The sequence below is a fragment of the Curtobacterium sp. DN_7.5 genome (assembly GCF_022655355.1).
Taxonomy (GTDB): Bacteria; Actinomycetota; Actinomycetes; order Actinomycetales; family Microbacteriaceae; genus Curtobacterium; species Curtobacterium luteum.
The window spans coordinates 2281129-2308087 of record NZ_CP093378.1; the positions used below are offsets into that span (position 1 = coordinate 2281129).

The 26959-nt window shown below is 73.7% G+C and carries 21 protein-coding genes; 9 read left to right on the forward strand and 12 right to left on the reverse strand.

The features are described from left to right. Nucleotides 1–164 precede the first annotated feature (164 nt). Nucleotides 165–413, forward strand: a complete 249-nt coding sequence (locus tag MON03_RS10485) for a WhiB family transcriptional regulator (RefSeq protein WP_022904217.1) — start codon at nt 165–167, stop codon at nt 411–413. A 238-nt stretch (nt 414–651) separates the two neighbouring features. Here MON03_RS10485 and MON03_RS10490 read toward each other — a convergent pair whose 3' ends face one another. Next, complete coding sequence (locus tag MON03_RS10490; RefSeq protein WP_175328692.1) at nt 652–2157, reverse strand: sensor histidine kinase; 1506 nt, start codon at nt 2155–2157, stop codon at nt 652–654. Between the two features lie 117 nt (nt 2158–2274). Between MON03_RS10490 and MON03_RS10495 the strand changes: the two genes are divergently transcribed. Further along, nucleotides 2275–2775 (forward strand): Rv3235 family protein, encoded by a 501-nt coding sequence (locus MON03_RS10495; protein ID WP_022904215.1) that lies wholly within the window; start codon nt 2275–2277, stop codon nt 2773–2775. Between the two features lie 183 nt (nt 2776–2958). On the opposite strand, the gene secA is transcribed toward MON03_RS10495, so the two are convergent. From secA to mtrA, 6 genes are all read right to left on the reverse strand, one after another. Next, nucleotides 2959–5736, reverse strand: a complete 2778-nt coding sequence (gene secA, locus MON03_RS10500; protein ID WP_242088298.1) for a preprotein translocase subunit SecA — start codon at nt 5734–5736, stop codon at nt 2959–2961. Nucleotides 5737–5890: 154 nt separating this feature from the next. Next, a complete protein-coding gene (hpf, locus tag MON03_RS10505) occupies nt 5891–6592 on the reverse strand; it encodes a ribosome hibernation-promoting factor, HPF/YfiA family (RefSeq protein ID WP_022904230.1) in 702 nt (233 codons plus the stop codon). Nucleotides 6593–6767: 175 nt separating this feature from the next. Continuing rightward, complete coding sequence (locus tag MON03_RS10510; RefSeq protein WP_242088299.1) at nt 6768–7541, reverse strand: ComF family protein; 774 nt, start codon at nt 7539–7541, stop codon at nt 6768–6770. Nucleotides 7542–7643: 102 nt separating this feature from the next. Then, on the reverse strand, nt 7644–9620 hold the full coding sequence (locus tag MON03_RS10515; RefSeq protein ID WP_242088300.1) for an LpqB family beta-propeller domain-containing protein: 1977 nt from the start codon (nt 9618–9620) through the stop codon (nt 7644–7646). Then, nucleotides 9617–11305: an MtrAB system histidine kinase MtrB gene (mtrB, locus tag MON03_RS10520; RefSeq protein WP_242088301.1), complete on the reverse strand. Its 1689-nt coding sequence runs from the start codon at nt 11303–11305 to the stop codon at nt 9617–9619. Before mtrB ends, MON03_RS10515 begins: the two co-directional genes overlap by 4 nt. A 5-nt stretch (nt 11306–11310) precedes the next feature. After that, on the reverse strand, nt 11311–11985 hold the full coding sequence (gene mtrA, locus MON03_RS10525) for an MtrAB system response regulator MtrA (protein WP_022904652.1): 675 nt from the start codon (nt 11983–11985) through the stop codon (nt 11311–11313). Between the two features lie 441 nt (nt 11986–12426). Here mtrA and MON03_RS10530 point away from each other — a divergent pair, with 441 nt between their 5' ends. Genes MON03_RS10530 through MON03_RS10550 form a run of 5 tightly spaced genes read left to right on the forward strand, consistent with a single transcriptional unit; the run spans nt 12427 to nt 17918 of the window. After that, entirely contained in the window at nt 12427–13545 is a 1119-nt protein-coding gene (locus MON03_RS10530) for a glycerophosphoryl diester phosphodiesterase membrane domain-containing protein (protein WP_242088302.1), read from the forward strand. Next, entirely contained in the window at nt 13497–14183 is a 687-nt protein-coding gene (locus tag MON03_RS10535; protein WP_242088304.1) for a DUF4129 domain-containing protein, read from the forward strand. Before MON03_RS10530 ends, MON03_RS10535 begins: the two co-directional genes overlap by 49 nt. Continuing rightward, entirely contained in the window at nt 14180–15496 is a 1317-nt protein-coding gene (locus MON03_RS10540; RefSeq protein ID WP_242088306.1) for a DUF4350 domain-containing protein, read from the forward strand. Before MON03_RS10535 ends, MON03_RS10540 begins: the two co-directional genes overlap by 4 nt. Further along, nucleotides 15493–16488, forward strand: a complete 996-nt coding sequence (locus MON03_RS10545) for an AAA family ATPase (protein WP_242088307.1) — start codon at nt 15493–15495, stop codon at nt 16486–16488. The genes MON03_RS10540 and MON03_RS10545 overlap by 4 nt, the downstream gene beginning before the upstream one ends. Continuing rightward, nucleotides 16488–17918, forward strand: a complete 1431-nt coding sequence (locus tag MON03_RS10550; protein WP_242088308.1) for a DUF58 domain-containing protein — start codon at nt 16488–16490, stop codon at nt 17916–17918. The genes MON03_RS10545 and MON03_RS10550 overlap by 1 nt, the downstream gene beginning before the upstream one ends. Nucleotides 17919–17925: 7 nt before the next feature. Here MON03_RS10550 and MON03_RS10555 read toward each other — a convergent pair whose 3' ends face one another. Further along, complete coding sequence (locus MON03_RS10555) at nt 17926–18921, reverse strand: stage II sporulation protein M (protein ID WP_242088309.1); 996 nt, start codon at nt 18919–18921, stop codon at nt 17926–17928. 159 nt (nt 18922–19080) lie between these two features. Here MON03_RS10555 and MON03_RS10560 point away from each other — a divergent pair, with 159 nt between their 5' ends. Beyond that, on the forward strand, nt 19081–19950 hold the full coding sequence (locus MON03_RS10560; protein ID WP_242088310.1) for an RDD family protein: 870 nt from the start codon (nt 19081–19083) through the stop codon (nt 19948–19950). Between the two features lie 378 nt (nt 19951–20328). Here the strand turns inward: MON03_RS10560 and ahcY are convergent, their stop codons facing one another. Together ahcY and MON03_RS10570 are read right to left on the reverse strand one after the other, a co-directional pair. Further along, on the reverse strand, nt 20329–21807 hold the full coding sequence (ahcY, locus tag MON03_RS10565) for an adenosylhomocysteinase (protein ID WP_242088311.1): 1479 nt from the start codon (nt 21805–21807) through the stop codon (nt 20329–20331). Between the two features lie 123 nt (nt 21808–21930). Next, entirely contained in the window at nt 21931–22143 is a 213-nt protein-coding gene (locus MON03_RS10570; RefSeq protein ID WP_242088312.1) for a DUF3499 family protein, read from the reverse strand. Between the two features lie 58 nt (nt 22144–22201). Here MON03_RS10570 and MON03_RS10575 point away from each other — a divergent pair, with 58 nt between their 5' ends. Further along, nucleotides 22202–22642: a metallopeptidase family protein gene (locus MON03_RS10575; RefSeq protein WP_242088313.1), complete on the forward strand. Its 441-nt coding sequence runs from the start codon at nt 22202–22204 to the stop codon at nt 22640–22642. A gap of 49 nt (nt 22643–22691) precedes the next feature. Here MON03_RS10575 and MON03_RS10580 read toward each other — a convergent pair whose 3' ends face one another. Then, nucleotides 22692–24098, reverse strand: a complete 1407-nt coding sequence (locus MON03_RS10580; RefSeq protein WP_242088314.1) for a DUF5719 family protein — start codon at nt 24096–24098, stop codon at nt 22692–22694. After that, nucleotides 24095–26947, reverse strand: a complete 2853-nt coding sequence (locus MON03_RS10585; protein WP_242088317.1) for a glycosyltransferase family 2 protein — start codon at nt 26945–26947, stop codon at nt 24095–24097. Before MON03_RS10585 ends, MON03_RS10580 begins: the two co-directional genes overlap by 4 nt. Nucleotides 26948–26959: the final 12 nt, after the last annotated feature.

Below are 26959 nucleotides of genomic sequence, written 5' to 3' on the forward strand. Positions count from 1 at the left end.
GCGGTTCGACGCTCCTCCCCCGAGCGTTCAGCGGGCGTCAGACTCGCTTCCAGCGGATCCCTCCCCCACAGGGTGTCCCCTCATGCTCAGCATGCCCAGCGTTCCGATCCCCGAACTGCGGCCCACGGCTGCCGTTCGAGCATCGACATCAAGGAGCACCACACATGGACTGGCGTGACCAGGCAGCTTGCCTCACCGCGGACCCCGAGCTCTTCTTCCCGGTCGGGAACACCGGCCCCGCAGTGGACCAGATCGAGAAGGCGAAGTCCGTCTGCGCCCGGTGCACCGTCACCGAGATGTGCCTGCAGTACGCCCTCGAGAACAACCAGGACTCGGGCGTCTGGGGTGGCCTCAGCGAGGACGAGCGTCGTGCGCTGAAGCGCCGCGCCGCTCGCGCTCGTCGCGCCTCCTGACACAGGTCGCCTGAAGCCCGTCACCCCGGTGGGGTGGCGGGCTTCGTCGTGTGCGGGCGGGGGCAGGTGCCGGCGCCCGGGTGCGCGCCGGTGCGCCCGGGTGCGCGCCGGTGGGCGCCGGTGCGCTTCGTGCGCGCCGGTGCCCTTCGTGCGCGCACAACTAAAGTCGAACGGCACCGCGGTTTCCCGTGGTGCCGTTCGACTTTGGTTGCGCAGCGCAGCGCGGCTGCGCGGGCGATCAGGCCGCGGGCGACCGGGTGAGCCAGCGGAACGGGATCGAGATGCCGACCTCGGTACCGCTGCCCGTGAGCGTGTGCCAGTCGATCGTCCCGCCGAGCTCGCCCTGGATGAGCGTCCGGACGATCTGCGTGCCGAGTCCCGACCCGACCTTGCCCTCGGGCAGACCACGGCCGTTGTCGCGCACCTGGATCTCGAGGTGGTCGTCGTGGCGATCGGCGACGATCTCGACCTCGCCGTCGCGACCGTCCAGCCCGTGCTCCACCGCGTTCGTCACGAGCTCGGTGAGGCCGAGCGCGAGCGGAGTGGCCGCCTCCGAGGGCAGGACCCCGAACTCGCCGGTCTTCTTCGGGCGGACGGTGGTGTTGTGCGACGCGGCGACCTCGGTCACGAGCTTGAGGACCGAGTCGAACACCTGGTCGAAGTCGACGTTCTGGCTGAGCCCGGTCGACAGGGTGTCGTGGACGACCGCGATCGCCGCGACCCGGCGCATGGCGTTCTGCAGGGACGTGCGGGCTTCGTCCGAGTGCGTCCGGCGAGCCTGGATCCGGAGCAGGGACGCCACCGTCTGCAGGTTGTTCTTGACCCGGTGGTGGATCTCGCGGATCGTCGCGTCCTTCGTGATGAGCTCGCGCTCCTGGTGCCGCAGCTCGGACACGTCCCGGCAGAGCACGATCGCTCCGATGCGCTCCCCGTGGTCGCGGAGCGGGATCGACCGCAGCGAGACCGTGACGCCCTTCGCCTCGACGTCGGCACGCCAGGGCGCACGGCCGGTGACGACGAGGGGCAGTGACTCGTCGACGTCGAGCTTCGAGCCGATGAGTTCGGTCGTCACCTCGGCGAGGGACTTCCGTTCGAGCTCACCCTCGAAGCCCATGCGGTTGAAGGCGCTGAGCCCGTTCGGACTGGCGAACGTCACGACGCCGTTCGTGTCGAGCCGCAGCAGTCCGTCGCTCGCGCGCGGTGCCCCACGACGTGGGCCGGCGGGGGCACCGAGGTCCGGGAAGTCGCCCGTGGCGATCATGCCGAAGAGATCGTTCGCGCTCGCGGTGAAGTTGAGCTCCTGGCGGCTCGGCGTCCGCATCTCGTCCTGGTTCGAGTGCCGGGTCACGACCGCGATCGGCCGGTCGGTGGTCTCGGCGCTGTTCGCACTGAGCCGACGCAGGACCGGGATCGCGCGGACCCGGGTCGGGGTGTCCTCGTACCAGTCCGGCTCCGCGGAGTCGACGACGCGGCTCCCGGCGAAGCAGTCGGTGACCTGCTCGCGCCACTCCTCGCGGATCTCCTGACCGACGATGTCGCGGTAGAAGAGCGTCGCGGCCGAGCTCGGCCGGGCGTGGGCGACGGCGACGAAGGTCCCGTGCTCGGCGGTGGGGACCCAGAGCACCATGTCGGCGAACGAGAGGTCGGCGAGCAGCTGCCAGTCCCCGACGAGCAGGTGGAGCCACTCCACGTCGGCTTCGGAGGAACGGCCTTGCGCGAGGACGAGGTCACTGAGGGTCGACACGAGCCAAGTCTAGGTGCCGCCCTGTGTGGACAGATCCGCGTTGTCCACAGCCCTTCCGCTGCAAACATTCTGCATGTCGCACGGGAAATACGCTCGGCCGGAACGAAAGGGGCCGGGGTGGCGCGAGGAGCAGTACAGCGGGACGACGAGGGGCAGGACCGGGCGGAGACCGTCGCCGAGCCGACACTCCACCTCGTCGCCCGGGAAGCCGACCGGCCGGCCCAGCCGCCGGAGGGCCAGCCGCCGGTGGCCCTGGACGTCCAGCCGCTGGTCGCCGCGCTCCCGGATCCACGACAGACCGCGCGGGCACTGGCGCTCTGCGTGGTCGAGATCCTCAGCGGCGCACGCGAAGTCGACAGCATCGCACGGTGGGTCACCGAGGACGTGCACCGGCACCTCCAACAGCGTGCGGCCGTGGCGGCACGGAACCGCTCGGCGACACGACGCCCCCACCGTCGTCCGTCGCTCCGTGCCGGCAGCGTGGTCGCGTGCTCCCCCGCGGACAACGTGGTCGAGGCGACGGTGGTCGTGCACGGGCGGAGTCACGCGCGCGCCGTGGCGATCCGACTCGAGGTGCGGAACGCCCGCTGGCGAGCGACGGCGGTCGGCGTGTTGTGAGCCGCGCAAGCGGGGCGTCGGCGCGAGTCTCGTGGCCAGCGACACCGCTCGGGGTCCGGGACGCGCACAGTGTCGCGGAGCGCGAGTCTCGTGGCCGGCAGCGCGGAGCGGCGGACGACCGGACGGACGGACGGGAGGCGCGGTGCCAGCTGGCACCGCGCCTCCCGTCCGTCGATTCCTGCGTCAGCCGCGCTTGGCCGCCCGACGCTCGGCACGGTTGTTCGCGGACGCCTGGCCGGAGGCCGTGGCGGCGTTGCCGAACGCGGAGCCCTGCTCCGGGCCCTGCTGCTCCTCCGCCTCCGCCTGGGCACGCTGGGCCCGGGCGGTCGCCGCCTGCTCGAGGCGCCCCTGCTCGTCGCGGACCTCGACCTCGCCGTCGATCGACGGTGCCGAGTACTCCAGACCGCTCGCCTCTTCCTCGCCGAGGCCCTTCGCCTCGATGACCGCGTTCTCGCCGTCGGACTGCACCTGCACCTCGAGGTTGAACAGGTAGCCGACCGACTCCTCGCGGATCTGGCCCATCATGCTCTGGAAGAGCGCGTAGCCCTCGCGCTGGTACTCGACCAGCGGGTCACGCTGGGCCATCGCGCGGAGTCCGATGCCGTCCTTGAGGTAGTCCATCTCGTAGAGGTGGTCGCGCCAGCGGCGGTCGATGACCGAGAGGACCACGCGACGCTCGAGCTCGCGCATCGCCTCGTCGCCGAGGAGCTCCTCGCGCTTCTGGTACGCCAGCTGCGCGTCGGAGAGGATCTCACGCCCGAGGAACTCGCGGGTCGCCTTGCCCTTCGAGCCGGCCTCGGTGATGACCTCGTCGATGGAGATCGAGATCGGGAAGAGCGTCCCGAGTTCGGTCCACATGGCGTCGAGGTCCCAGTCGTCCGGCGAGCCCTCGCCGGTGTGGGTGTCGATCACGTCGTCGACGACGCTCTTGAGGAACGTCTGCGCGCGGTCGTGGATGTCGTCGCCCTCGAGGATGTGCCGGCGGTCGCTGTAGATCGCTTCGCGCTGGCGGTTCAGGACGTCGTCGTACTTGAGGACGTTCTTCCGGATCTCGGCGTTCCGGCTCTCGACCTGCGCCTGGGCCGACCGGATGGCCCGACCGACGAGCTTGTTCTCGATGGCGAGGTCGTCGGGGACGTTCGAGCGCCCCATGAGGCTCTCGGCAGCACCCGAGTTGAACAGGCGCATGAGGTCGTCGGTGAGCGACAGGTAGAACCGGCTCTCGCCCGGGTCGCCCTGACGGCCCGAACGACCGCGCAGCTGGTTGTCGATGCGGCGCGACTCGTGGCGCTCGGTGCCGAGGACGTAGAGGCCGCCGGCCTCGCGAACCTTCTCGGCCTCGTCCTTGATCTCCGCCTTGACGCGGTCGAACACGTCGTCCCACGCGGCCTCGTACTCCTCCGGCGTCTCCGTCGGGGACAGACCCTTCGCGTGCATCTCCTGCACGGCGAGGAACTCGGAGTTGCCGCCGAGCATGATGTCGGTGCCGCGGCCGGCCATGTTCGTGGCGACCGTCACGGCGCCGAGTCGACCGGCCTGCGCGACGATCGCGGCCTCGCGGGCGTGGTTCTTCGCGTTGAGGACCTCGTGCTTGACGCCCTTCTTCGCGAGGAGCTTCGACAGGTACTCGGACTTCTCGACGCTGGTGGTGCCGACGAGGACGGGCTGGCCCTTCTCGTGCCGCTCCGCGATGTCCTCGGCGACCTGCTCGAACTTCGCCTTCTCGTTCTTGTAGACGAGGTCGGTCTGGTCGATGCGCTGCATCGGACGGTTCGTCGGGATCGGGACCACGCCGAGCTTGTACGTCGACATGAACTCGGCCGCTTCGGTCTCCGCGGTGCCCGTCATGCCCGAGAGCTTCTGGTACAGGCGGAAGTAGTTCTGGAGCGTGACGGTGGCGAGGGTCTGGTTCTCGGCCTTGACCTCGACGCCCTCCTTCGCCTCGATCGCCTGGTGGATACCCTCGTTGTAGCGACGGCCCATGAGGATGCGGCCGGTGTGCTCGTCGACGATGAGCACCTCGCCGTTCATGACGACGTAGTCCTTGTCGCGCTTGAACAGCGAGACGGCCTTGATCGAGTTGTTGAGGAACGAGATCAGCGGGGTGTTCGCCGACTCGTAGAGGTTGTCGATGCCGAGGTAGTCCTCGACCTTCTCGATGCCGGGTTCGAGCACGCCGACGGTGCGCTTCTTCTCGTCGACCTCGTAGTCCTCACCCGGGGTGAGGCGCTTGGCGATCGAGGCGAACTCGGTGAACCAGCGGTTGGCCTCGCCCGAGGACGGCCCGGAGATGATGAGCGGCGTGCGGGCCTCGTCGATGAGGATCGAGTCGACCTCGTCCACGATGGCGAAGTAGTGACCGCGCTGCACCATGTCGGACGCCTGCCACGCCATGTTGTCGCGCAGGTAGTCGAAGCCGAACTCGTTGTTCGTGCCGTACGTGATGTCGGCGGCGTACTGCTCGCGACGCTCCGCCGGCGACTGGTTCGCGATGATGCAGCCGGTGGTCATGCCGAGCGCGCGGAACACGCGGCCCATGAGCTCGGACTGGTACGACGCGAGGAAGTCGTTCACCGTGATGACGTGGACGCCGCGCGACGGGATCGCGTTGAGGTAGGCCGCGGTGGTCGCGACGAGGGTCTTGCCCTCACCGGTCTTCATCTCGGCGATGTTGCCGAGGTGGAGGGCCGCGCCTCCCATGAGCTGCACGTCGAAGTGCCGCATGCCGAGGGTACGTTTCGAGGCCTCGCGCACCGCGGCGAACGCCTCGGGCAGCAGGTCGTCGAGGGTCTCGCCGTTGGCGTACCGCTCGCGCAGCTCCTTGGTCTCGTCCTGGAGTTCCTCGTCGGTGAGGGACGCGAAGTCGTCTTCCAGGTCGTTGATCGCCGAGGCGTAGGCCTTCAGGCGGCGGAGGGTTCGTCCTTCGCCGATGCGGAGGACCTTCTCCAGCACGTTTGCCACGTGAGCTCCTTACGAGGTCGTCTCGCGCCGTCTGCGCGATGCGATCAGCCAGTCATGCTAGCAACCCCGCGACGACCGACGCTGGGAGCGACGCGGCTGTGCGCGGCCCGCGAACGGGCCGCGCACAGGCGTCGCGTCGGCGGTGCCGACGGGGTCAGGCGAGGGCCGCGGCCGGCTCGCTCACGGCGTGGGCACCGGCGGATGACGGGTCCTCGATGCCGATGACGCCGTAGTCCCACCCCTTGCGGCGGTAGACCACGCTCGGCCGTCCGGTCGCGGAGTCGACGAAGAGGTAGAAGTCGTGCCCGACGAGCTCCATGTGGTACAGCGCGTCGTCGACCGTCATCGGCGCGGCCTCGAAGACCTTCTCGCGGATGACGACCGGGCAGTACGCCTCGTCCTCGGGCTCGTCCTGCGTGTCGGCCTCCACCGTCGGGATCGCTCCGGTGGCGACGGTCTGCAGGAGCTTGCCGTCCGCAGGGGTGACGCCGAGGTGCTCGAACGCCGTGCCCGAGGCCTCACCGACGGAGGTCGGGCGGTGACGTCCGCGGTGCACCTTGCGGCGGTCGCGTGCGCGTCGGAGTCGTTCGGTCAGCCGGGCGAACGCCAGGTCGAACGCCGCGTACTTGTCCGAAGCGGCCGACTCCGCCCGGACGAGCGGCCCGGGGCCGATGAGCGTCAGCTCGATGCGGTCCTCGCCGCCGCTGCCGCCGCTCTTCTCGTTGTGACGGCTGACCCGCACCTCGAAGGCGAGGGCCCGGTCGGCGAGCGCGTCGATCTTCTCGGACTTCTGTTCGACGTAGGTCCGGAATCGGTCGGTGACCCCGACGTTCCGGCCTGTGATCGTCACGTCCATGTGGCGGCTCCCATCCACGCTTCGGCGCGTCGCCTCCGTCCGGCGATCTCTGACGCCTTGTCGTGAGGCTAGACCCGACCCGGTGCACGTGTCACGACATCTCCGCGTTCCCCGATGGACACCCACCGGACACCCAGGAGACACCGTGGCTCCCCCTCCCCGGACCTGCCGGCGCTCAGTCCTCGACGCTCGCCACGGTCACGCAACGGACGACCGTGCCGCCCGCGGCCCGGACGGCGCGCACGGCCTCGGCCAGCGTCACGCCCGTCGTCACGACGTCGTCGACGAGCACGACCGTCCGCCCGGCGACACCGTCCGCGCGCAGCGTCCCGACGGTGGCGGCCACGCGGCCCGTCGCGCCGAGCTCCTTCTGGCCCGACGACCGGGCTCCCCGCGAGCGCACGAGCGCACGACCGACCGGCGCCCGACCCCGCCGGAGGAACAGCACCACCGGGTCGAAGCCACGCCGCCGCGCACCCCGGGTCGAGGGCGGCACGCGGAGCAGCAGCGGATCGGCCGGCGCCTCGGCGAGCGCCCGGCGCACGAGCGCGCCGAACCGCCGGGCGAGCGGCGGCGCGAGGTCGACGCGGGACCGCAGCTTGACCTCGAGCAGGAGCGTCCGGACGAGGCCCTCGTACTCGAACGCCGCATCGGTCCGGACCCCCGCGACGAGGCGGACCCGCGGCGGACGCTCTGCGACGAGGAGGCGGCAGGCATCGCACAGGGCACGGTCGGCTCTGCCGCACCCGGCGCAGTCGACCGGCAGGAAGAGACCGACGACGGCGAGCACGGCGTCGACGGACCGGCGCGGCGGTGCGGTCGCCGCTGGGAGGGGGACGGCGGGCGGGGGAACGGCGGGCGGGGGGACGGCGGTCGGGGTGGCGTCCGGCGGGGACGCGTCCGACGGCGGCGCGGTGTCGGACGGACGTGCGGTGCTGGGCTGGCTCACCCGACGATCGTGGTCCCGGCCACCTGCCGGACGGCGGCCGAACGCGCGACGGTGGACGGGCCTCCAGGCCGGGCCTGCTGTGCAGGACCGACAGGAGGACGGTCAGCGCTGGGTGCCGAGCACCCCGGCCCGGACGCCCGTCTTCTCCCAACCGCCACCCGTGGACTGCAGGACCTGCGCATCCGACATCCGCAGCAGCAGCGATCCGCCGCTCCCCCCGACGATCGTCGTCGCACGCCCCTCCGGCTTCGGCAGGGTCGTCGGCCGACCGCCGATCGTGGTCCGGACGACCTCCGGACCGGTGTCCGTCTGCCCGACCGAGGCCACGTCCGCGTCACTGACCCACGTGGCACCGACGGCGTCCTCGGACGCCGCCTGCACCCGGACCGGGGACCCGAGGGAGGTCGGGACGCGGTCGCGGTCGCGGATGATCGCCATGACGTACAGGGCCGGCCCGTCCGCGGTCTGCAGGAGCGCCAGCGCCCGCGTCGAGTCCCGGGACACCTGGAACGACACGAGTCGTCCCTTCGGCAGGGTCGTCGGGACCACGTGCGGCTCGCCCTTGAGGGAGTAGGACGTGACCTCGGACGGGTCGTCCTCGCTCCCGACCCAGACGGAGCCGCCGCCGAGGTCGTCGACGGACGGTGGCACGAGGTCGGTCCGGGTGTCGATGCGCAGCCGCTGCTGGCCGGAGCGGACGACGAAGACCCCCTCGTCGCTCCGCACCGCCGCGACCGTGCCCGAGCCGCTCAGCGCGAGCGCCGTCGGGTCGAGCGCGGAGATCTGCTGGCTCATGCCACCGCCGAGTCCGGCGACGCTGCCCGTGCCGGTCGCGTAGCCGGCCTTGCCGCCGGCCTCGACGAGCGGCCGGGGGTCGACGTCGGGGTTCTGCTGGGCGTCGGACGAGCCGTTCTCCGGGACGGTCAGGGTCGCACCCTCGACCGTCATCGTGACCGACGACACGGAGGCGACGGTCGCGAGGGACTTCGCGAGCTGCTCGCGCATCCGCACCCGGTCCGCGGTGCTCGAGCGCAGCGCGTCGCTCGACAGGTCGACCTGCGCCGTCCCGCTCTCGATGGTCACGGCGTTCAGCGAGAGCTGCGTGCCCTCGGGGAACGCCGACACGACGGCGCCCTTCAGCCAGTCGGACGGCCCGGCGAGCAGCGCGCTCACGATCCTCGTGCTGACCGAGGAGCGGGCGAGGAACCAGCGGACGTCCGGCACGAAGAAGTCGTAGGTGGGGTCGTAGAAGTACAGGGCGTGCTGCTGGAAGACCGACTGGAACCGCACGGGCGACAGGATGATGCCGTCGGGTGCGTAGGCGATCCGCCAGTCGTCGCCCTCGTGCACGAACTGGAAGGTCAGTGTCGAGGTGGTCGGCCGCACGGCCTGGGTGTACTCGCCGTCGGCGTCGACCGAGGCGCTCGCGGTGAGCGTGTACGTCAGCTCGTCCGCCCCGACTCGTTCGACCTGACCGCTGCCGTCGCTGATCGTGACGCCCTGGCGGGGGTTCCACTTCTGCGCGAACGAGGAGGAGAGGAACTCCCGGGCGGTCGCGTAGTTGTTCTGGGCCCCGGTGGCCGCCGCGATGAAGCCCCGGAGCACGGCCGTCTGGTCCTCGCCGCCGGAGGGACCGTCGGGGCGGAGCTCGACGCCGGAGACCGACTCGTCCTTGATGGACTGGCCCGAGCGGACGTCGCCGGAGACCGGGATGGCGGCGCAGGCGGACACGGCGACGAGGGTCAGCGCGGCGAGCGCGACAGCGAGGGTGCGGCGGAGCCGGCGGGCGACGCGCGGGGCGGCGGCGCGGCCGGCGCCCGGTACGGGGGCGCGGCCGGCGCGCGCTGCGGCGGCGCGGCCGGCGCCCGGTACGGGGGCGCGGCCGGCGCGCGCTGCGGCGGCGCGGCCGGCGCGCGGTGCGGCGGCGCGCCCGGCGCCCGGTGCGGCGGCGTGCCCGGCGCGGCCGGCGCGCGGTGCGGCGGCGCGCCCGGCGCCCGGTGCGGCGGCGTGCCCGGCGCGGCCGGCGCGCGGTGCGGCGGCGCGGCCGGCGCCCGGTGCGGCGGCGTGCTGGCGGGTCATTCGTCCTCCTCGCGGACGGCACGCGGGCCGTCGTAGGGGTCGTCGAGGTCGGGCAGCGGGATCGCCGAGGTCGCGGTCGACACCTGGCCGGTCCGCGGCAGGGTGAGCACGAACGCCGAGCCCTCCCCCACGCGGGACCACACGTCGATCCGACCGCCGTGGAGGTTCGCGTCCCCGAGGCTGATCGCGAGCCCGAGCCCGGTCCCGCCGATGGTGCGCTTGCGGCTCGGGTCAGCCCGCCAGAAGCGGTCGAAGACGCGGGCGGCGTCCTCGGGCGGCATGCCGACGCCGTGGTCGCGGACGGCGATCGCGACGGTGCGCGCATCGCTGTCGACGACGACCTCGACGGGGCGCTCCTCGCCGTGCTCGATCGCGTTGCCGACGAGGTTCCGCATGATGCGGCGGACACGGCGGGCGTCGAGCTGCATCGTGGTGTGCCCGCCGGGGGTGCGGAGCCGGAGGTCGACACCGGCGCGCTCGGCCAGGGGGCGGAACTCCTCGACGATGTCGGCGGCGAGCGCAGCGGGGACGACCGGCTCGGTCTCGAGCTGGACGGCCTGGGCGTCGTAGCGGGAGATCTCGAGGAGGTCGGCGAGGAGCAGCTCGAAGCGCTCGACCTGGGCGTGCAGGAGCTCCGCCGACCGCGCGACGGCCGGCTCGAAGGCGTGCCGGGAATCGTAGAGCACGTCGCCGGCGAGTCGGATCGTGGTGAGCGGGGTCCGGAGCTCGTGCGAGACGTCCGAGACGAACCGCTGCTGCACCCGCGAGAGTTCGGCGAGCTGGGTGATCTGACGACTCACGGCGTCCGCCATGCCGTTGAAGCTCCGGGCGAGCGTGGCGATGTCGTCACTGCCGTGCACCGGGATGCGCTCGTCGAGGCGTCCGGCGGCGATCTTGCGGCTCGTCTCGGCCGCACCGCGGATCGGCACGACGACGAGCCGGACGACGAGGCTCGTGACGAGGGCGATCAGGACGATGAGGGCGACGCCGCCGATCGAGAGCGTCTGCGACACGAAGTCGAGGGTCTGCTGCGCGTCGGACAGGTCGTACACGAGGTAGAGCTCGTACTGTCCAGCGCTCGGGATCTGCAGCGTCGAGCCGACCGCGAGCCCTGGCTGCCGACGCCCGCCGTCGTCGAGCTCGACCGGCTGCAGGCTGAGGCGTCCGGTGTCCTTGCCGACCTCCTTGCGGAGCGAGTCCGTGATGACGGCGTCGGGGAAGTCCGGGGTGACGATCGTCTGCAGGGTCTGCGGCGTCGTCTGGTTCGGGCTGCGCTCGATGGCGACGTCGGTGCCGCCGGGGCTCGTCGTGTTCGACAGGATCGCCTGCTGCGCCTCGTTCTGCAGGGTCTCGAGCTCGGACTGGTTGTTGTCCTCGCCCGCGGTCGCCGCGTCGAAGATGTTCTGCGCGACGATCGTGGCGCGCGCGGACTCCGCCTCGATCTGGTCGCGGCGCTGGGCGTAGACGTTGTTCGAGATGCTCACCATGACGGCGGTGCCGATCACGGCGACGGCGAGCCCCGTCGTGATGACGGTGATGGCCACGGAGCGGACCAGGAGCGACCGCCGCCACAGGTACGCGACGCCCCGCCAGGCGCGACGGCCCCACCGGCGGAGTCGGCGACCGGTCCGGCCGAGCGTGCCGGTGGCGACCGGGCGGGGTCCGGACGGTGCGCGCCGCGGCACGGTGCTCAGGCTCCTCCGGCCCGGTACCCGACGCCGCGGACGGTCGTGACGATCTTCGGGTTGTCCGGGTCGTGCTCGATCTTGGCGCGGAGGCGCTGCACGTGCACGTTCACCAGGCGGGTGTCCGCCTTGTAGTGGTAGCCCCAGACCTGCTCGAGGAGCATCTCGCGCGTGAACACCTGGTTCGGCTTCTCGGCGAGGGCGCGCAGCAGGTCGAACTCGAGCGGGGTGAGGGCGATGACGGTGTCGCCGCGACGCACCTCGTGCCCGGGGACGTCGACGGTGAGGTCCCCCACGTGGAGCACGGTCGAGTCGGTTGCGGTCGGTCGCAGCCGGGTGCGGATGCGGGCGACGAGCTCCTTCGGGTTGAAGGGCTTCACGACGTAGTCGTCGGCGCCGTTCTCCAGACCGGCGACGACGTCGGCGGTGTCGCCCCGGGCGGTGAGCATGATGATCGGCGTGCCGCTCTCGGCGCGGATCCGCTTGCACACCTCGATGCCGTCGATGCCGGGGAGCATGACGTCGAGCAGCACGAGGTCCGGCTCGGTGCCGCGGAACGCCTCGACGGCCGCGTTGCCGTCGGCGCTGAACTCGGGCTCGAACCCCTCGGAGCGGAGGACGATGCCGATCATCTCGGCGAGGGCCTGGTCGTCGTCGACGACGAGGATGCGCGGTGTCATGTGATGGGGGCTTCCGTCCCTGTGGAGCGTGCGGTGCCCGTCCGGCACCGATCCTCACGATAGCCGGTGCCCCCGCCGCGCACGGTTTTCCGACAGGATGGAACCGACCGCGTGTCCGCGCGCGGTCCGGTGAGGGGGTGCGGCATGTCCGACTGGCAGGTTCCGGGGTCCGGTGGCGCCGAGGGGCGTCCGCCTGGAGGCCCGCAGCAGCCCGGCACGCCCCCGCCGTCCGCCGCGTGGCCGGGTGGGCCCGGCCCGTCCGCCCCGTGGCCGGGTGGGCCCGGCCCGTCCGCCTCGTGGCCGGGTGGGCCCGGCCCGTCCGCCTCGTGGCCGGGTGGGCCCGGCCCGTCCGCATCGTGGCCGGGTGGGCCCGGTCGGAGCAGCGCCCGGCCGGGTGGTCCCGTCCCGTCGGGCCCGGGTCCCGCCGGGTCGCGACCGGTCGTGCCACTGCGGCCGCTCGGTCTCGGCGACGTCCTCGGCGGCGCGTTCACGGTCTTCCGGCGGAACGCCCGCGTCCTGCTGCTCTGGAGCTTCCTCGTCACCGGGGTCGTCGGGGTGCTGGCGAAGGTCGTGTCGACGCTCGCCCAGGGCGGCCTGCAGTCGCGGATGTTCTCCTCCCTCGACTCGGCCGGGTCGTCGTCGGACGCGGCGTCGATCGCCGCGGGGACCGCCACGGCGTTCGTCCTGCTCTCGGTGGGCCTGCCGTTCGTGGCGGCGCTCTTCCGCGGGTTCCTGCTCGCGCCGGTCGCGGTGGACACCGGACAGCGCGTGCTCGGACGCCGTGCGACGTTCCGTGGCATCTGGGGGCTGCTTGCCGGTCGTCGCTGGTCCGTCGTCGCGTGGGTGCTCCTGCAGGCAGCGGCCGGGGTGCTCCTCGGGGGCGTCTTCCTGGTGCTGTTCATCGGGTTCGTCGCCGGCCTCGCGGGCAGCCGTGCGAGCTTCGGCTGGTTCCTGCTCGCAGCGGTCGTGGTCGCGCTCGGGGGCGGTGTGGTCTCGACCTGGCTCGCGACGAAGTTCGCGTTCACGATCCCGACGATCGCGCTCGAGGGCCGCGGGGTCTTCTCCGCGGCGGCGCAGTCGTGGCGCCTCACGCGCGGGGCGTTCTGGCGCACGTTCGGCATCATGCTGCTCGTCACCGCGATGTTCGCGTTCGCGGTGTCGATCGCGTCGTTCCCGCTGCAGGTGGCCACGGTCTTCGTCAGCGGGGTGTTCGACCCGCTCGGGCAGACCTCGGGGTCGTCCGGGCCCGGGGTCTGGTCCGTCGTGGTCGTGGTGCTCGGGGCGCTCCTGGTCACGGCGGTGCAGTGCGTGACCGACGTGCTGTCGGGGTCGGTCCTGACCCTGCTGGCGATCGACCGGCGCATCCGGACCGAGGGACTCGACCAGCGCATCGCCGCGCACCTGGACACCGGGCAGCCGGCCGACCCGTTCGCCCCAGCGGAAGCCCTCCCGGTCCGGCCCCCGCAGCAGCCGTGGGGACCCCAGCAGCCCTGGGGACCGCAGCCGCCGCAGTGGCAGCAGCAGCAGTGGGCGCCGCCGCAGTGGGGCGGGCCGCGGTGAGCGCGGTCGACCCGGACGAGGCCCGACGCCTGCTCGAGCAGGAGCTGCAACGGGCCGAGTACGACGGCGCACGGGCCACCTGGTGGGACCGGGCGTCGAAGGCCGTCCTCGACTGGCTCGGCTCGTTGCGCGCGGACGGCCTGGACTCCCCCGCGGTCGGGCACACCGTGCTGGTGATCGCGGTCGTCGTGCTCGTCGCCGTCGCGGTGGTGGTCGTCCTCGCCCGGGGGCTCCCCCGACGGCGCGCCCGGACCGCCGCGGCGAGCGCCGGTGGGGTGTTCGACGACGGCGACGTCCGGACCGCTGCAGACCTCGCCCGCTCCGCGGAGTCCGCGTTCGACCGCGGCGACTGGACGACCGCGGTCCTCGACGGCTTCCGCTCGCTCGCCCGCGGTCTCGGCGAGCGCGACCTCGTGCCCGACGTCCCCGGCGCGACCGCACGGTCGATCGCCGCCCGTGCCGAGCGTGCCTTCCCGGACCTCGGTGACGCGCTCGACCGGGCCGCACGGACGTTCGACGACGTCCGCTACCTCGACCGCAGCGCGGGCCGCGAGACCGCGGACGCCGTCCTGACGACCGCCCGCTCGGTGGCGCGGGCCCGCCCCGCGCGGACGGACGCACCGGCGGTCCCCGCGTGAGCGCCACGACCGCCGTCGAGGCCCCGACACCGGCGTCGGCGACGACCGGCTCCTCCGGCGGCGCAGGGCACGGAACCGGCCCCGCGCGACGGCGTCGCCGGGGCGCCTGGGTGGTCGTCGCGGTCGTCGCGCTGCTGCTCGCGACCCTGACGGCGGCGGTCGGCGGCCAACGTGGGCCCGGCCCCCGTGAACTCGACCCGGACAGCGCCACCGCGAGCGGCGCGAAGGCGCTCGTCCGGGTCCTCGAACGACGGGGCACCGACGTCGAGGTCGTCCGCAGCGCCGACCGCGTCGGCGCCGGCACCGTGCTCGTCGACGACACCGCCGGCGCGCTGTCCCCGGCGGTGGCCCGGCGCATCGCCCGGACCGCCGACCACGTCGTGCTCGTGGGCGCGACCGGCGCTGCGCTGCAGGCGTTCGGACTCGACGCCGAGCCCGTGGCCACGGTCGACGACGACACCACCGTCAGCACCGCGTCGTGCGCGATCCCCGAGGTCGCCGCCGCCGGCTCCGTGACCGCCGGGGGGACCGCGTACCGGGTCACCGGCGCCGGGATCGACCGCTGCGTGCCCACGGGGTCGGGTGCCGACCGGGGCTGGGGCATCGTCCGGGCCGGTACCGCCGCCGGCGACGTCACGCTCCTCGGCACGACGGCCGCGCTGCGGAACGACACGATCACGAGCGCCGGCGACGCGTCCCTCGCCCTGGGTCTGCTCGGCGGCTCCGACCGGCTCACCTGGTACGTCCCGGTGCCGGGCGGCGCCGACACCGCACCGACGCTCGGCGACCTCGCCCCGCCGTGGGTCCCGAGCCTCGTCGGGCTCCTCGCACTCGTCGCCGTGGCCGCCGGGGTCTGGCGCGGACGCCGACTCGGTCCGCTCGTGGTCGAGCCGATGCCCGTCGTCGTCCGCGCTGCCGAGACCACCGAAGGCCGGGCGCGCCTGTACGCGCGGACCCGGGACCGGGCGCACGCGCTCGACACCCTGAGGGTCGCCGCGCTCCGGCGGATCGCGACGCAGCTCGGGCTCCCGCGCTCGGCGCACGTCGACGAGGTCGTCCGGCGCGCAGCCCGCGCGACCGGCAGGCCCGATGCCGAGGTCGGCCGCGTGCTCGTCGGCAGCGCCGCCGATTCGGACGCCGCACTCACCTCCGGAGCGGCCGCGCTCGACGAGCTCGAACGCGCGGTGTCCGCCGCCGCGACCGGCGCGTCGCCCCCGCCGACCACCGCAGCCCGACGCAGCACCCGCGAGCGACCGGGCGCCCCCGGACACACCCGACCGACCGACCACGACGGACCTGGAGCACGACCGTGACCGACCTGCCCCCGAACCACCAGCACCCCGCGGTCGCCGTCGCCGATCCGCTCCGCGACGCCTTCGACCGCGTCCGCGCCGAGGTCGCCAAGGCCGTCGTCGGGCAGGAGGGCGCGGTGTCCGGCCTGATCGTCGGCCTGCTCGCGCAGGGGCACGTCCTGCTCGAGGGGGTCCCCGGTGTCGCGAAGACCCTGCTCGTGCGGAGCCTCGCGGCCGCGATGTCCCTGGACACGAAGCGGATCCAGTTCACGCCGGACCTCATGCCGGGCGACGTCACCGGCTCGCTCGTGTACGACGCGTCCACGGGCACGTTCCCGTTCCGCGAGGGCCCGGTCTTCACCAACGTGCTCCTCGCGGACGAGGTGAACCGCACCCCGCCGAAGACCCAGTCGGCGCTCCTCGAGGCCATGGAGGAGCGTCAGGTGAGCGTGGACGGCGACGCCCGCGCGCTGCCCGACCCGTTCTTCGTCGCCGCGACGATGAACCCGATCGAGTTCGAGGGCACCTACACGCTGCCGGAGGCCCAGCTCGACCGGTTCCTCATGAAGCTCACCCTCGAGGTGCCGCCGCGCGACGTGGAGTGGCAGGTGCTCCGACGTCACGCGGACGGCTTCGTCCCGCGGGACGTCTCGTCGGCGGGGATCGTCCCGGTCGTCGGACGCGACGAGGTGCTCGCCGCGCAGCAGGCCGTCCGCGGGGTCGGGGCCCGTGACGACGTCCTCGCCTACGTGGTCGACCTGGCGCGGGCCACCCGGCAGGTGCCGTCCGTCCGCGTCGGCGTCAGCCCACGTGGGGCGACCGCCCTCCTCGCTGCGGCGAAGGCCTGGGCGTGGATCACCGGCTACGACGCCATCACCCCGGACCACGTGCAGGCGATGGTCCTCCCCGTGTGGCGACACCGGCTCCGGGTTGCCGCGGACGCCGAGCTCGAGGGCGTCGGCGCCGACGGGGTGCTGCAGCAGGTGCTCGAACAGGTCCGGGTGCCGATCTAGTGGCGGTCAGCGGTCGCTTCGTCGCGCTCCTCGCGGTGGGCGTCGTCCCCCTCGTGCTCCTCGGGACGGGGTGGGGCGGGTTCGCCTGGGTGGCGGTCGTCCTCCTGGCGGCGACGGTCGACGTGGTGCTCGCCGCCGATCTCCGGCGTGTGCGGGTCGACCGGCGGATGCCCCGACTCGCCCGCCGCGACACCGTGGCCGACGGCACGCTCGTCCTCGCCAACGACGGCGGTCGGGCACTCCGCGCCGTCGTGCGCGACATGTGGGAGCCCTCGACCGGCCACGGCCCGACGCGCGTCCGGCTCACCGTCCCGTCCGGCGAGCGTCGCACCGCACGTGTCCGGTTCGCCCCGTTCCGCCGGGGCCGACGGCGGAGTGCCGGAGTCACCCTCCGCGCCTTCGGACCGCTCGGGCTGGCCGCGCGCCAGCGTGTCCTCCCGGCACCCGCGGAGCTCGTCGTCACGCCGCCGTTCCGGTCGCGCCGCCACCTGCCGTCGAGGCTCGCCCGGCTCCGCGAGCTCGACGGCGAGACGACGCTGCAGCTCCGCGGTCACGGCACCGAGTTCGACTCGCTCCGCGACTACGTCCGGGGCGACGACGTGCGCTCGATCGACTGGCGGGCGACCGCGCGTCGGCAGGACCTCGTGGTGCGGACGTGGCGGCCGGAGCGGGACCGCCGGGTCGTCGTCGTGGTCGACGCCGGACGCGCCGGGGCCGGACGCGTGGAGGACGAGCCCCGCCTCGACACCGCAATCGAGTCGGCACTGCTCCTCGGCGCCCTCGCCGCGGCGGCCGGGGACCGCGTGGACCTCGTCGTGCTCGACGACCGGGTCCGCGGCCGCGTCGCCGGAGCCACCCGCGCCGACGTCGTGCAGCGGTTCGGCGAGACCCTCGCGGAGGTCGAGCCCGGGCTCGCCGCGACCGACTGGGCTGCGGTGCCGGCCGCGGTGGACGCCGTGACGACCTCCCGTGCGTTCGTGGTGCTCCTGTCGAGCCTCGACTCGGTGGGCGCGTCCGGCGACCTGCTCGCCGTGCTGCCCCGGCTGACCGCGCGCCACACGGTGGTGGTGACGAGCGTCACCGACCCGGCCGTCGCTGCCGCCGCCCGCGGCGACGCTGCCGGTCCGGACGTCCACCAGGCACCCGCATCGGGGTACCCGGCCGACGGCGGACACGGGGGCCGACGACGGCGTGGACCGGCCACAGGTCGACGGGGGTCGACCGCCGGACGCGTGCCGCGCCTCCCGGCCGGCGGGACGGAACGCGACGTCTACCGCCGGGCCGCAGCGGAACGCACGCTGCTCGACGCCGACGGCGTGGCGGACGCTGCCCGGCGCACCGGTGCGGAGGTCGTCCGGGGCACCCCCGCGGCCGTGCCGCCCCTCGTTGCCGATGCCTACATCCGCGCGAAGGCGACCGGACGGCTCTGACGGCGGGTCAGCCGGCCGTCAGGGCCGTCGCACCGCGCTCGAACTCCTCGAGGTCGCCGCGCTCGCCCGCGCGGTGGGCACGACCGCCCACGACCCACTGGTAGACGAGGACCACCGCGAGCGCCAGTGTCCCGATGCCGATCTTGACCGGCCACGGCCAGGGCTGGCGCGTGACGACGCCCTCGACCAGCCCGGAGAGCAGCAGCGTGAGCGTCAGCCCGACGGCCACGATGATCAGCGCGCGGCCGTCCTCGGCGAGTGCCTGCGCCCGGGTGCGCGGACCGGGGGCCACCCACGACCAGGCGATCATGAGTCCGGCTGCCGCAGCGAGGAAGATCGAGTAGAGCTCGAGCTGCCCGTGCGGCGCGATGTAGAGGAAGAAGTCGCCCAGGCGGCCCTGCGAGTGCATCACCGCGCCGGAGACCCCGAGGCCGACCGCGTTCTGCACGATCGCGTACGGAACGAACAGGCCCGTGATGCCGAACGCGACCATGCTCGCGGCGATGTACGCGTTGTTCGTCCAGACCTGCGCGGTGAAGGCCCCGAGGCCGTGGTCCGAGTAGTAGTCGACGAAGTCCTGCGTGGCGTACCGCCGGAGCGCCTCGGGGGTCCCGAAGGTGTCGACCGCGCCGGGGGTCGTGCTGATCCAGACGCCGACGACGACCGCGACGGCCGCGGTGACGAGCGCGACCCAGATCGTCGTCCAGCGGATGCGGTAGAGCGCGGCCGGGAGCTGCACCGCGAAGAACGTGGTGACGGCCGACAGGGGGTCCACGGGGGTGCCCGTGAAGCGCAGTCGTGCCCGGAAGAGCGTCAGGGACAACCGGTCCCCCGTGGCCGTGCGCGGGGCGGCGCCACGGATGCGGGCGAGGTCGGTCGCGGCCTCCTGGTACGCGGACACCAGGGCGTCGACGTCGGCGCCGGAGCGGTGGCGCCGCCGGGCGAGCCGGTCGAGCTCCTGCCAGCGGTCACGGTGCACGTCCGCGTAGGCCTCGAGGTCCACGGTTCCCCCCTGGGTGGTCCGGTCGGTGTGGTCCGGTCGGTGTGGTCCGGTCGGTGTGGTCCGGTCGGTGTGGTCCGGCTCGTGCCGTGCGGCACGGGCGGTCCGGTTCGTGCGGTCCGGCTCGTGCCGTCCGGCGCCGGTCTCCGACAGAATGATCCCATGTCGAAGCCGAACGCGTCGCGCGACCTCGCCGACGGCCGGTTCGTCCGGGCCCTCGACGACACCGCGGACGAACTCGTCGTCGGCGAGGCCGTCGCGCTCGACGTGCAGCCCGCGGGCATCGCACTCCGCTTGGCGGCGGCGCTCCTCGACGCCGCCTGCCTGGTCACGCTGTACGTCATGCTCCTGCTCGGGCTCGCACGGGTGGTCCCCCGCGGCGTCGACACCGGGTGGGTCGCCGCGTTGCAGATCGTGGTGGCCGTGCTGGTCCTGGTGCTCGTGCCGGCGGCGGTCGAGACGACGACCCGGGGCAAGAGCGTCGGTCGCTACGCCCTCGGCACGCGGGTCGTGCGCACCGACGGCGGGGCCATCGGCTTCCGGCACGCGTTCGCGCGGGCGCTGGTCGGGCTGCTGGAGCTGTGGGGCTCGCTCGGGTCCGTGGCGCTGCTGGTGGCGCTGTTCGGCTCGCGTCCGAGACGCCTCGGTGACCTCCTCGCCGGTACCGTCGTGCAGCACGAACGCACACGCCGGCAGCAGGACCCCGTCGTGCTCCTGCCCGTCGAACTCGCGGGGTGGGCGCGGGTGGCGGACGTCTCGGCGCTCCCCCAGCGGCTCGAGAACCGCCTGGGTGCGTTCTTCCGCGGGGCCGCCGACATGCGGCCGGACCACCGCGCGGCCACGGCGCAGTCGCTCGCCGCGGCCGTCGCCGGGTACGCGCACCCGGTGCCGCCGGTCCCCGCGGAGGTCTTCCTCGCCGGGGTCGTGGCGCTCCGGCGCGAGCGTGACCTGCGCGCGCTGCGGGGTCGGGCGGCGACCATCGCCGCGGCCGCTGCGACGGCGAGCGCGCGACCGCCGGGCTTCCCGCGCTGAAGCCGGGCGCGGCGGGCGGTCACGACTCCCCGCTCACCTCCGACCGCCGGTCACGACCCGTCGCTCAGGACGCGGACGACCGACGCTCCGCGACCACCCGACGCCGAGCACACGGGGAGTCGCGACCGCCCGGGGCCGACGGCGAGCGCGCGACCGCCGGGCTTCCCGCGCTGATGCCGGGCGCGGCGGGCGGTCACGACTCCCCGCTCACCTCCGACCGCCGGTCACGACCCGTCGCTCAGGACGCGGACGACCGACGCTCCACGACCACCCGACGCCGAGCACACGGGGAGTCGCGACCGCCCGGGGCCGACGGCGAGCGCGGCCCCGCCCAGGCGGCAGTGCGCCCGAGCGGCCCCGCCCGACCCGCCCAGCCGCTCAGTACCGGTAGTGGTCGGGCTTGTACGGCCCCTCCACCGGCACGCCGATGTACGCCGCCTGCTCCGGGCGCAGCGTCGTCAGCTGCACCCCGAGCGCGTCGAGGTGCAGCCGCGCCACCTTCTCGTCGAGGTGCTTCGGCAGCACGTACACCCCCGTCGGGTACTCCGACCGCCGGGTGTGCAGCTCGATCTGCGCGAGGACCTGGTTCGTGAACGAGTTGCTCATCACGAAGGACGGGTGCCCGGTGGCGTTGCCGAGGTTCATCAGGCGGCCTTCGCTCAGCACGAGGACCGATCGACCGTTCGGCAGGCGCCACTCGTGCACCTGCGGCTTGATCTCGACCTTCTCCGCCCCGGGCAGGGACTCGAGGCCGGCCATGTCGATCTCGTTGTCGAAGTGGCCCACGTTCGCCACGATCGCGAGGTGCTTCAGGGCGAGCATGTCGTCCACCCCGACGACCCCGAGGTTGCCGGTGCACGTGACGACGACGTCCACCTCGCCCGCGACGTCGGCCAGACGGGCGACCTGGTAGCCGTCCATCGCCGCCTGCAGCGCGCAGATCGGGTCGACCTCGGACACGATCACCCGGGCGCCCTGACCCCGGAGGGCCTCGGCCGCGCCCTTGCCGACGTCGCCGTACCCGACGACGAACGCCACCTTGCCGCCGATGAGCACGTCCGTCGCGCGGTTCAGGCCGTCCGGCAGCGAGTGGCGGATGCCGTACTTGTTGTCGAACTTCGACTTCGTCACGGAGTCGTTGACGTTGATGGCGGGGAACTTCAGCGTGCCGTCGCGGAACAGCTCGTACAGGCGGTGCACGCCGGTCGTGGTCTCCTCCGTGACGCCCTCGACGTCGGCGGCGATCCGGGTCCAGCGGTCCCCCGAGTCCCGCAGCGACGCCGCGACGGTGTCGAGGACGATCCGCCACTCGGCGCTCGCGTCCGCGGCCGGCTCCGGCGCACGACCGGCAGCCTCGGCGTCCGCGCCGGTGTGGACGAGCATCGTGGCGTCACCACCGTCGTCGAGGATGAGGTTCGGACCGATCCAGTCCGCACCGGCCGCCGACGCCTCGGCGCTCCAGTCGAAGATGCGGTTCGTGCACCACCAGTACTCCTCGAGCGTCTCGCCCTTCCACGCGAACACCGGCACGCCGGCGGGTTCCGCGGCGGAGCCGGTGGGCCCGACGACGACGGCCGCAGCCGCCTCGTCCTGGGTCGAGAAGATGTTGCAGCTCGCCCAGCGCACCTGCGCTCCGAGGGCGACGAGGGTCTCGATGAGCACCGCCGTCTGCACGGTCATGTGCAGTGACCCGGTGATGCGGGCGCCGGCGAGCGGTTGCGAGGGGCCGAACTCCTCGCGGAGGGACATCAGGCCCGGCATCTCGTTCTCGGCGAGGCGGATCTGGTGGCGTCCGGCCTCGGCCAGGGAGAGGTCGGCGACGCGGAAGGCTGCTGCGGTGCGGGCTTCGGTGGGCATGCGGTCAGTCTTCCACGCACGCGTCCGCGCGCGGTGTGCGCGACGCGGTGCGACGCGATCGGCCGGGAGGCACGGTGCGCGACCCGACGTCGGTCACGCGGGCAGCGCCTCCAGGCCGGCGCGTCAGTCGGCCTCGCGGAGCGGCTCGCGTCGCACGACGCGCCACCCGCGGGGCACGCGCAGTCGCGCGGCGTGCCGCGCGCAGAGGTCGTACCCGTGCGGTTCGACCCGGGTCGAGAGCGGCCCGACGACGACCATCGAGTCGGCGTAGTCGTACGTGAGGGTCGCCGACGCGCTCGCGCCACAGGCGACCTTGCTGCAGATCCGTACGTCCATACCGCCTCCGACCCTACCGGGTGCGCCCCGGGCGGCCCGTCGCGCGTACGATGACGGGATGCGTCGCAAGCCCCCGCTCGTCACCCCGGTCGACCGAGGCCGGGGCCGTTCCCGCCACGGACGCGGCGGCCGGTCGAGCGTGACCGGGCCGGACCTCGCGCCGCTCGTCACCCGTGCCGAGACGTTCGACCGGATCGTCGGCGACACCGCGCACTACCTCGTGCAGCTGTGGTCCGACGAACTCGCCGGCGTGGTGTTCCAGGTCGCGGACATGCCGACGGACCAGACCATCCCGGAGCGCATGCCCCGGTGGCGGGTGGACCGCGCCGGACGGCGGGTGACGATCTTCCGGATCCCGGTCGAGCGGGTGACCCGACGACCCGAGAAGGACGACGTCGACCGACGGATCGTCATCGAGACCGCGGTGTTCCGCGCCGTGGGCGAGCTGATCGACAAGGACCCGTGGGACCTGGCGCCGGACCGCTACCGGCACTGGTGACGGCGGCCCGCCCCGGGACGGAGTCCGCGGCGGTCGCCGGAGACCCCGGTCAGGGGTAGACGCGCACCGGTGTGGAGACCGCCGTCGACGGACGGATCGGGTACCCCGCGATCCCCTCGTCGTCCTGGTACGTGACCCCGCCGACGAGTCCCTCGGCGCCCTCGATGCGCAGCTGCGTCGCCGTCGGTGCCGTGAAGGTCGCGGTCGCGCCGGACACGACCGTCAGCTCCTGCACGCGGTCACCCGAGGTGACGGTGACGTCGGCGTCCCGCTGCGTCGGGTTCACGAGCGACATCCGGGCGCCGCCACCGGGTGCGATCGCGGTGACGACGTCGTCGCCGAGCGGCTCGGCGGACGCGAACCAGCCGAGGTCGGTCGCGCCGCCCTGCGTCGGGGTCGTCGTCCGGGCCCCGGCCACGACGGGCACCGTCGAACTGACCGTGAACGAGTACCGCCCGTCCGGGAAGTCGTCCAGGGCGACGTCGGTCACGATGCCCGGCTCGGCGGTGGCGTTCACGGTGGAGCCGCCACCGTCCGCCGTGGTGATGCCGACGGAGACGCGGGCGGTCGCGGTGCCGGGGACGAAGAGCCGGAGGACCGGGGCCGCGTCGGCGGTGTCGTCACCGCGCTGCGCGGCCTCCGCGCCGCTCAGGACGACGCCCGGGATCACCTGCGACGTGCTCGGCGCGGCACCGCCGGAGACGATGTCGAACCCGCCGGGGGTGAGCGTCCGGACGACGGTCTCCTGCATGTGCGCGACGATCTGTCCGCCCGACGACTCGACGTGGACGACGGTGGACCCCTGGTCCGAGACGAACCCGGACAGCGGGACGACCTTCTGGCTGTTCGGCGCGACGACGATGCCGGTCGTGCCCGGTGCCGACACCTCGCCGGCGGCGTCGTAGATCGACAGGTCGACGGTGGCGTTCACGTCGGTCGGGTTGGAGAGCGTGATGAGGCTGGTGCGACCGGTCTCGGTCGACCCGCCCACGAGCCACGTCGACTGCGCCGGGTCGTCGCAGGACGCCGCGCCGACACCGACGAGGTCGCCGTCGGAGACGCTCTGGTAGCTGCTGCCCGCGACCTGCGGCGTCGTGGAGCCGGCCGGGGCGGTGAGGAGCCGCGGATCGCTCGAGCCGGAGGCCGACGCGTCGAGGTCCGAGCGCTCGACGGTGTCCCCCGTCGTGGCGGTCGCGATCGTGGCGCTGCCGACCGCGGTGGCCTTCGTGGCGTCGTTGCCGGCGTCGTCGGACAGCCGGAGCGCGTCGCCGGCGCAGACGCGCTCGGCGTCGGCGGCGACGGGGGTCACGGTCTGCCCGGCGGGACGACCGGGCGTCGAGGCGGTCCCGAGCGCGTGCGCCGCCGTCACGGTGCCGGCGGCGACGACGACCGCGACCGCGGTGGCCGTGCCGCGGACGAGCCAGCGGCGGACGGTCGAGGGGGTGCTGGCGCTCATTCGTCGCGCTCCTCGTCGAAGGTGGTCGCGGGCTCCTCGGCCTCGATGCGGTTCGAGGTGGCACGGCGTCGGCGGGGCGCGGTCGGCACCGCGAGCAGGGCGGCTGCACCGAAGACCACGCCGAGGACGACCAGGTAGGCGACGTGCGTCGCGTGGGCGGCCGCCGAGCCGGTGGACGTCCGGTCGACCGTGCCGTCGAAGTGGAAGAGCTGGCCGCTCGGCGTCTCACCGATGCTGGTGAAGAGGGCGTTCTGCCCGATCGCCCCGGCGGCGCGGTCGTGCACCGCCTGCGCCTCGGGCGAGGAGCCGGCGTCGTCGAGCAGGACGAAGCTCACCCCGAGCGAGCGGAGCGCCGGGCGCGGGTCGTAGCCGCTCCGGCTCGCCAGGTTGCCCGCGAGCGTGGTGAGCTGCTCGCCCGCACGGCTCAGGGACAGCGCCGTCGACTCGAGCGTCGACTGGTCGTCGAGCGTCGAGCCCTGACCACGCTCGAGTGCCACGGACAGTGACCCGTCCGGCTGCGGGTCGACGACGAGCGTGCCGACGTCGGGGTTCGCCTGCGCCTCGGCGTTGACGTAGGCGCTGAGGACGCGTCCGCTGGTCGGCTGGATCGCGGCGGTCTGCAGGTAGAAGGCCGCGAAGGCCGGCGCGACCGTCACGCCCGCGAGCACCGTCGCCACGAGTGCCGCGACGGGAGCGGTCCGCGGCAGGACGTCGAGCCCGATGCATGCTGCGGCGACGATCCCGAGCCAGGAGACGCTGAGCCCACTGCCCGGCCAGATGATCGTGGTCGTGGACCCGACGCCGGTGACCGCGAGCTGCGTGGCACCGAACGCGGTGGCGTACCCGAGCAGGGCCAGGACGAGTGCGGCGCCGGCGACCGACCACCGGTGCCCGAGCATCGCCCCGAGCGCGGCGGCGGCGACCGGGAGCGCGAGGACGGCCATGGCGACCGGCAGCACCCACACCGGGAGCCCGAGCGGCGCGGACGCCTGCAGCCAGCCGCTCCAGTCCGGCACCGGCTGCCCGATCGCGAGCTGGAAGGCCGAGGGCGCGCGGGTGGCGGACGGCACACCGGGGTCGGCGAAGACGGCGAGCGGGTTGCCCCGCGCGACCTGTGCGAGCACGAGCGGCAGGAAGAGCACCGCGGCGGGGACCGGGACGAACACCCGACGGTGCGCGCGTCGCCAACCGACGACGAGCGAGACGAGCCAGGCGACGAGGAGCACGGGCAGCAGCGACGGCGCCGAGGCCGCCACGACGGCGAAGAGGATCGCGGCCCCGGACGCCCACGCCCACGAGCGGTGGGCCTCGAGGAGCGCGAGGAAGAGCCACGGCAGCGTCAGGTGCGCGATGACGGCCCCGAGGTGGCCGCTCGTGACCGCACCGACGAGCGTCGGCGCGATCGCGTACAGCGCAGCCCCGACGACCGGCACCCAGGCGCGCGTGGTGACCTTGCGGACGGCGAACCAGGCACCGAGCGCCGACACCGGGAACGCGAGCAGCACCACGAGCACCACCGAGGTCGACGGCGACCAGAACGTGATCGAGCCGAGGACCGCGACCACCGCCGTGAAGGGGTCGCTCGGGCCGGTGAAACCGGTGCCGATCGAGTGCCAGCCGTAGCCGACGTTCTGCCAGAGGCGTCCGACCGTCGTCGACAGCGGCAGGAGTCCCCCGCCGGTGAGGGCCGGCGAGCCGAGCAGCGGGAACAGCGTGACGACGCTCAGAACCGCGGCCGCGAGGACGACCCACACGCCGCCGTCGCCGAGGAAGGAGGCGCGGGCGATCGGGGCGTCCTCGACCCGCGCGAGTTCGACGTCGCGGGAGGTCGTCCGCCGCTCGTGGACCCGGCGCCAGCTCACGCGGAGCGGCTCGACGGCAGCCCAGCCCACGGAGCGGTTCCGCGCCAGCACCTTCCGCGAGCGACCGGTGCCGCCGCCGAACGCGACCGCGAAGGCCGCCGCGAGTTCGCCGCTCACGGCGGCCGGGTGCTTCGCGACGAGGTGGCCGACCGCCCGCCCCACCGCGAACGGCACGAGCATCAGCCAGTGCAGCCAGAGCAGCCCGGCCGGCGCGTAGGTCATGCGGCGGTGCAGCTGCGCCTGTCGGTGCATCCGGACGCGCTTGCCTTCGGTGAGGCGCTTGCGGCCGAACTCCTCCACCGGGCCAGCGCTCGTGATCCGCGCCTCCGGCACGACGGCGACGCGGTGGCCGGCCAGTCGGGCTCGGACGCAGAGGTCGAGCGCGGCGTCGACGTCGGGCAGCGCCGGGTCGAACCCACCGAGCTGCTCCCAGACCGAGCGCCGCACGAGCATGCCCGCCGCCGCGACGCCGAGCACGTCGGTGTGGCGGTCGTGCTGCCCCTGGTCCAGCTCGTCCTGCACGAGCACGAGCGAGCGACCGGTCCGGGTCATGCTCTCGCCGAAGTCGCGGATCTTCGACGGGTCGTCGTCGTGCACGAGCTTCGGTCCGGCGACGACGACCGACGGGGCGATCTCCACCGCGGTGAGGAGCTCGGCGAGCGCGGTCGGCGCGGGCGCGTTGTCGTGCCCGAGGAACCACAGCCACTCGTCGACGGGCCCGTCGGCGTCCACGGGGCGGACCTCGCGCACGCCCGCGGCGACGGCCTGGGCGAACGTCCGGTGCCCCGGGAGGCGGACGAGTTCGGCGGAACCGCCGAACGCGAGGTCGGCGGTCGAGCCGTCGGTCGATCCGGCGTCGACCACGACGAGCCCTTCGGGGTGACGGGTCTGCCGGGCCAGCGCGTCGAGGGTGCGGTCGAGGTGGTCGCCGCCGTCGGCGGCGACCAGGATCGCGGTGACACGGGGCTGGGAGGCACTGGGCTGCATGACGGGCGTCAC

Excerpts from the sequence above, each read along its gene's own strand:
- MON03_RS10485 (WP_022904217.1), top strand. The coding sequence starts at position 165 with ATGGACTGGCGTGACCAGGCAGCTTGCCTCACCGCGGACCCCGAGCTC.
- hpf (WP_022904230.1), bottom strand. The coding sequence starts at position 6,592 with ATGGACGTGACGATCACAGGCCGGAACGTCGGGGTCACCGACCGATTC.
- MON03_RS10515 (WP_242088300.1), bottom strand. The coding sequence starts at position 9,620 with ATGACCCGCCAGCACGCCGCCGCACCGGGCGCCGGCCGCGCCGCCGCA.
- mtrA (WP_022904652.1), bottom strand. The coding sequence starts at position 11,985 with ATGACACCGCGCATCCTCGTCGTCGACGACGACCAGGCCCTCGCCGAG.
- MON03_RS10560 (WP_242088310.1), top strand. The coding sequence starts at position 19,081 with ATGTCGAAGCCGAACGCGTCGCGCGACCTCGCCGACGGCCGGTTCGTC.
- ahcY (WP_242088311.1), bottom strand. The coding sequence starts at position 21,807 with ATGCCCACCGAAGCCCGCACCGCAGCAGCCTTCCGCGTCGCCGACCTC.
- MON03_RS10570 (WP_242088312.1), bottom strand. The coding sequence starts at position 22,143 with ATGGACGTACGGATCTGCAGCAAGGTCGCCTGTGGCGCGAGCGCGTCG.
- MON03_RS10575 (WP_242088313.1), top strand. The coding sequence starts at position 22,202 with ATGCGTCGCAAGCCCCCGCTCGTCACCCCGGTCGACCGAGGCCGGGGC.
- MON03_RS10580 (WP_242088314.1), bottom strand. The coding sequence starts at position 24,098 with ATGAGCGCCAGCACCCCCTCGACCGTCCGCCGCTGGCTCGTCCGCGGC.
- MON03_RS10585 (WP_242088317.1), bottom strand. The coding sequence starts at position 26,947 with ATGCAGCCCAGTGCCTCCCAGCCCCGTGTCACCGCGATCCTGGTCGCC.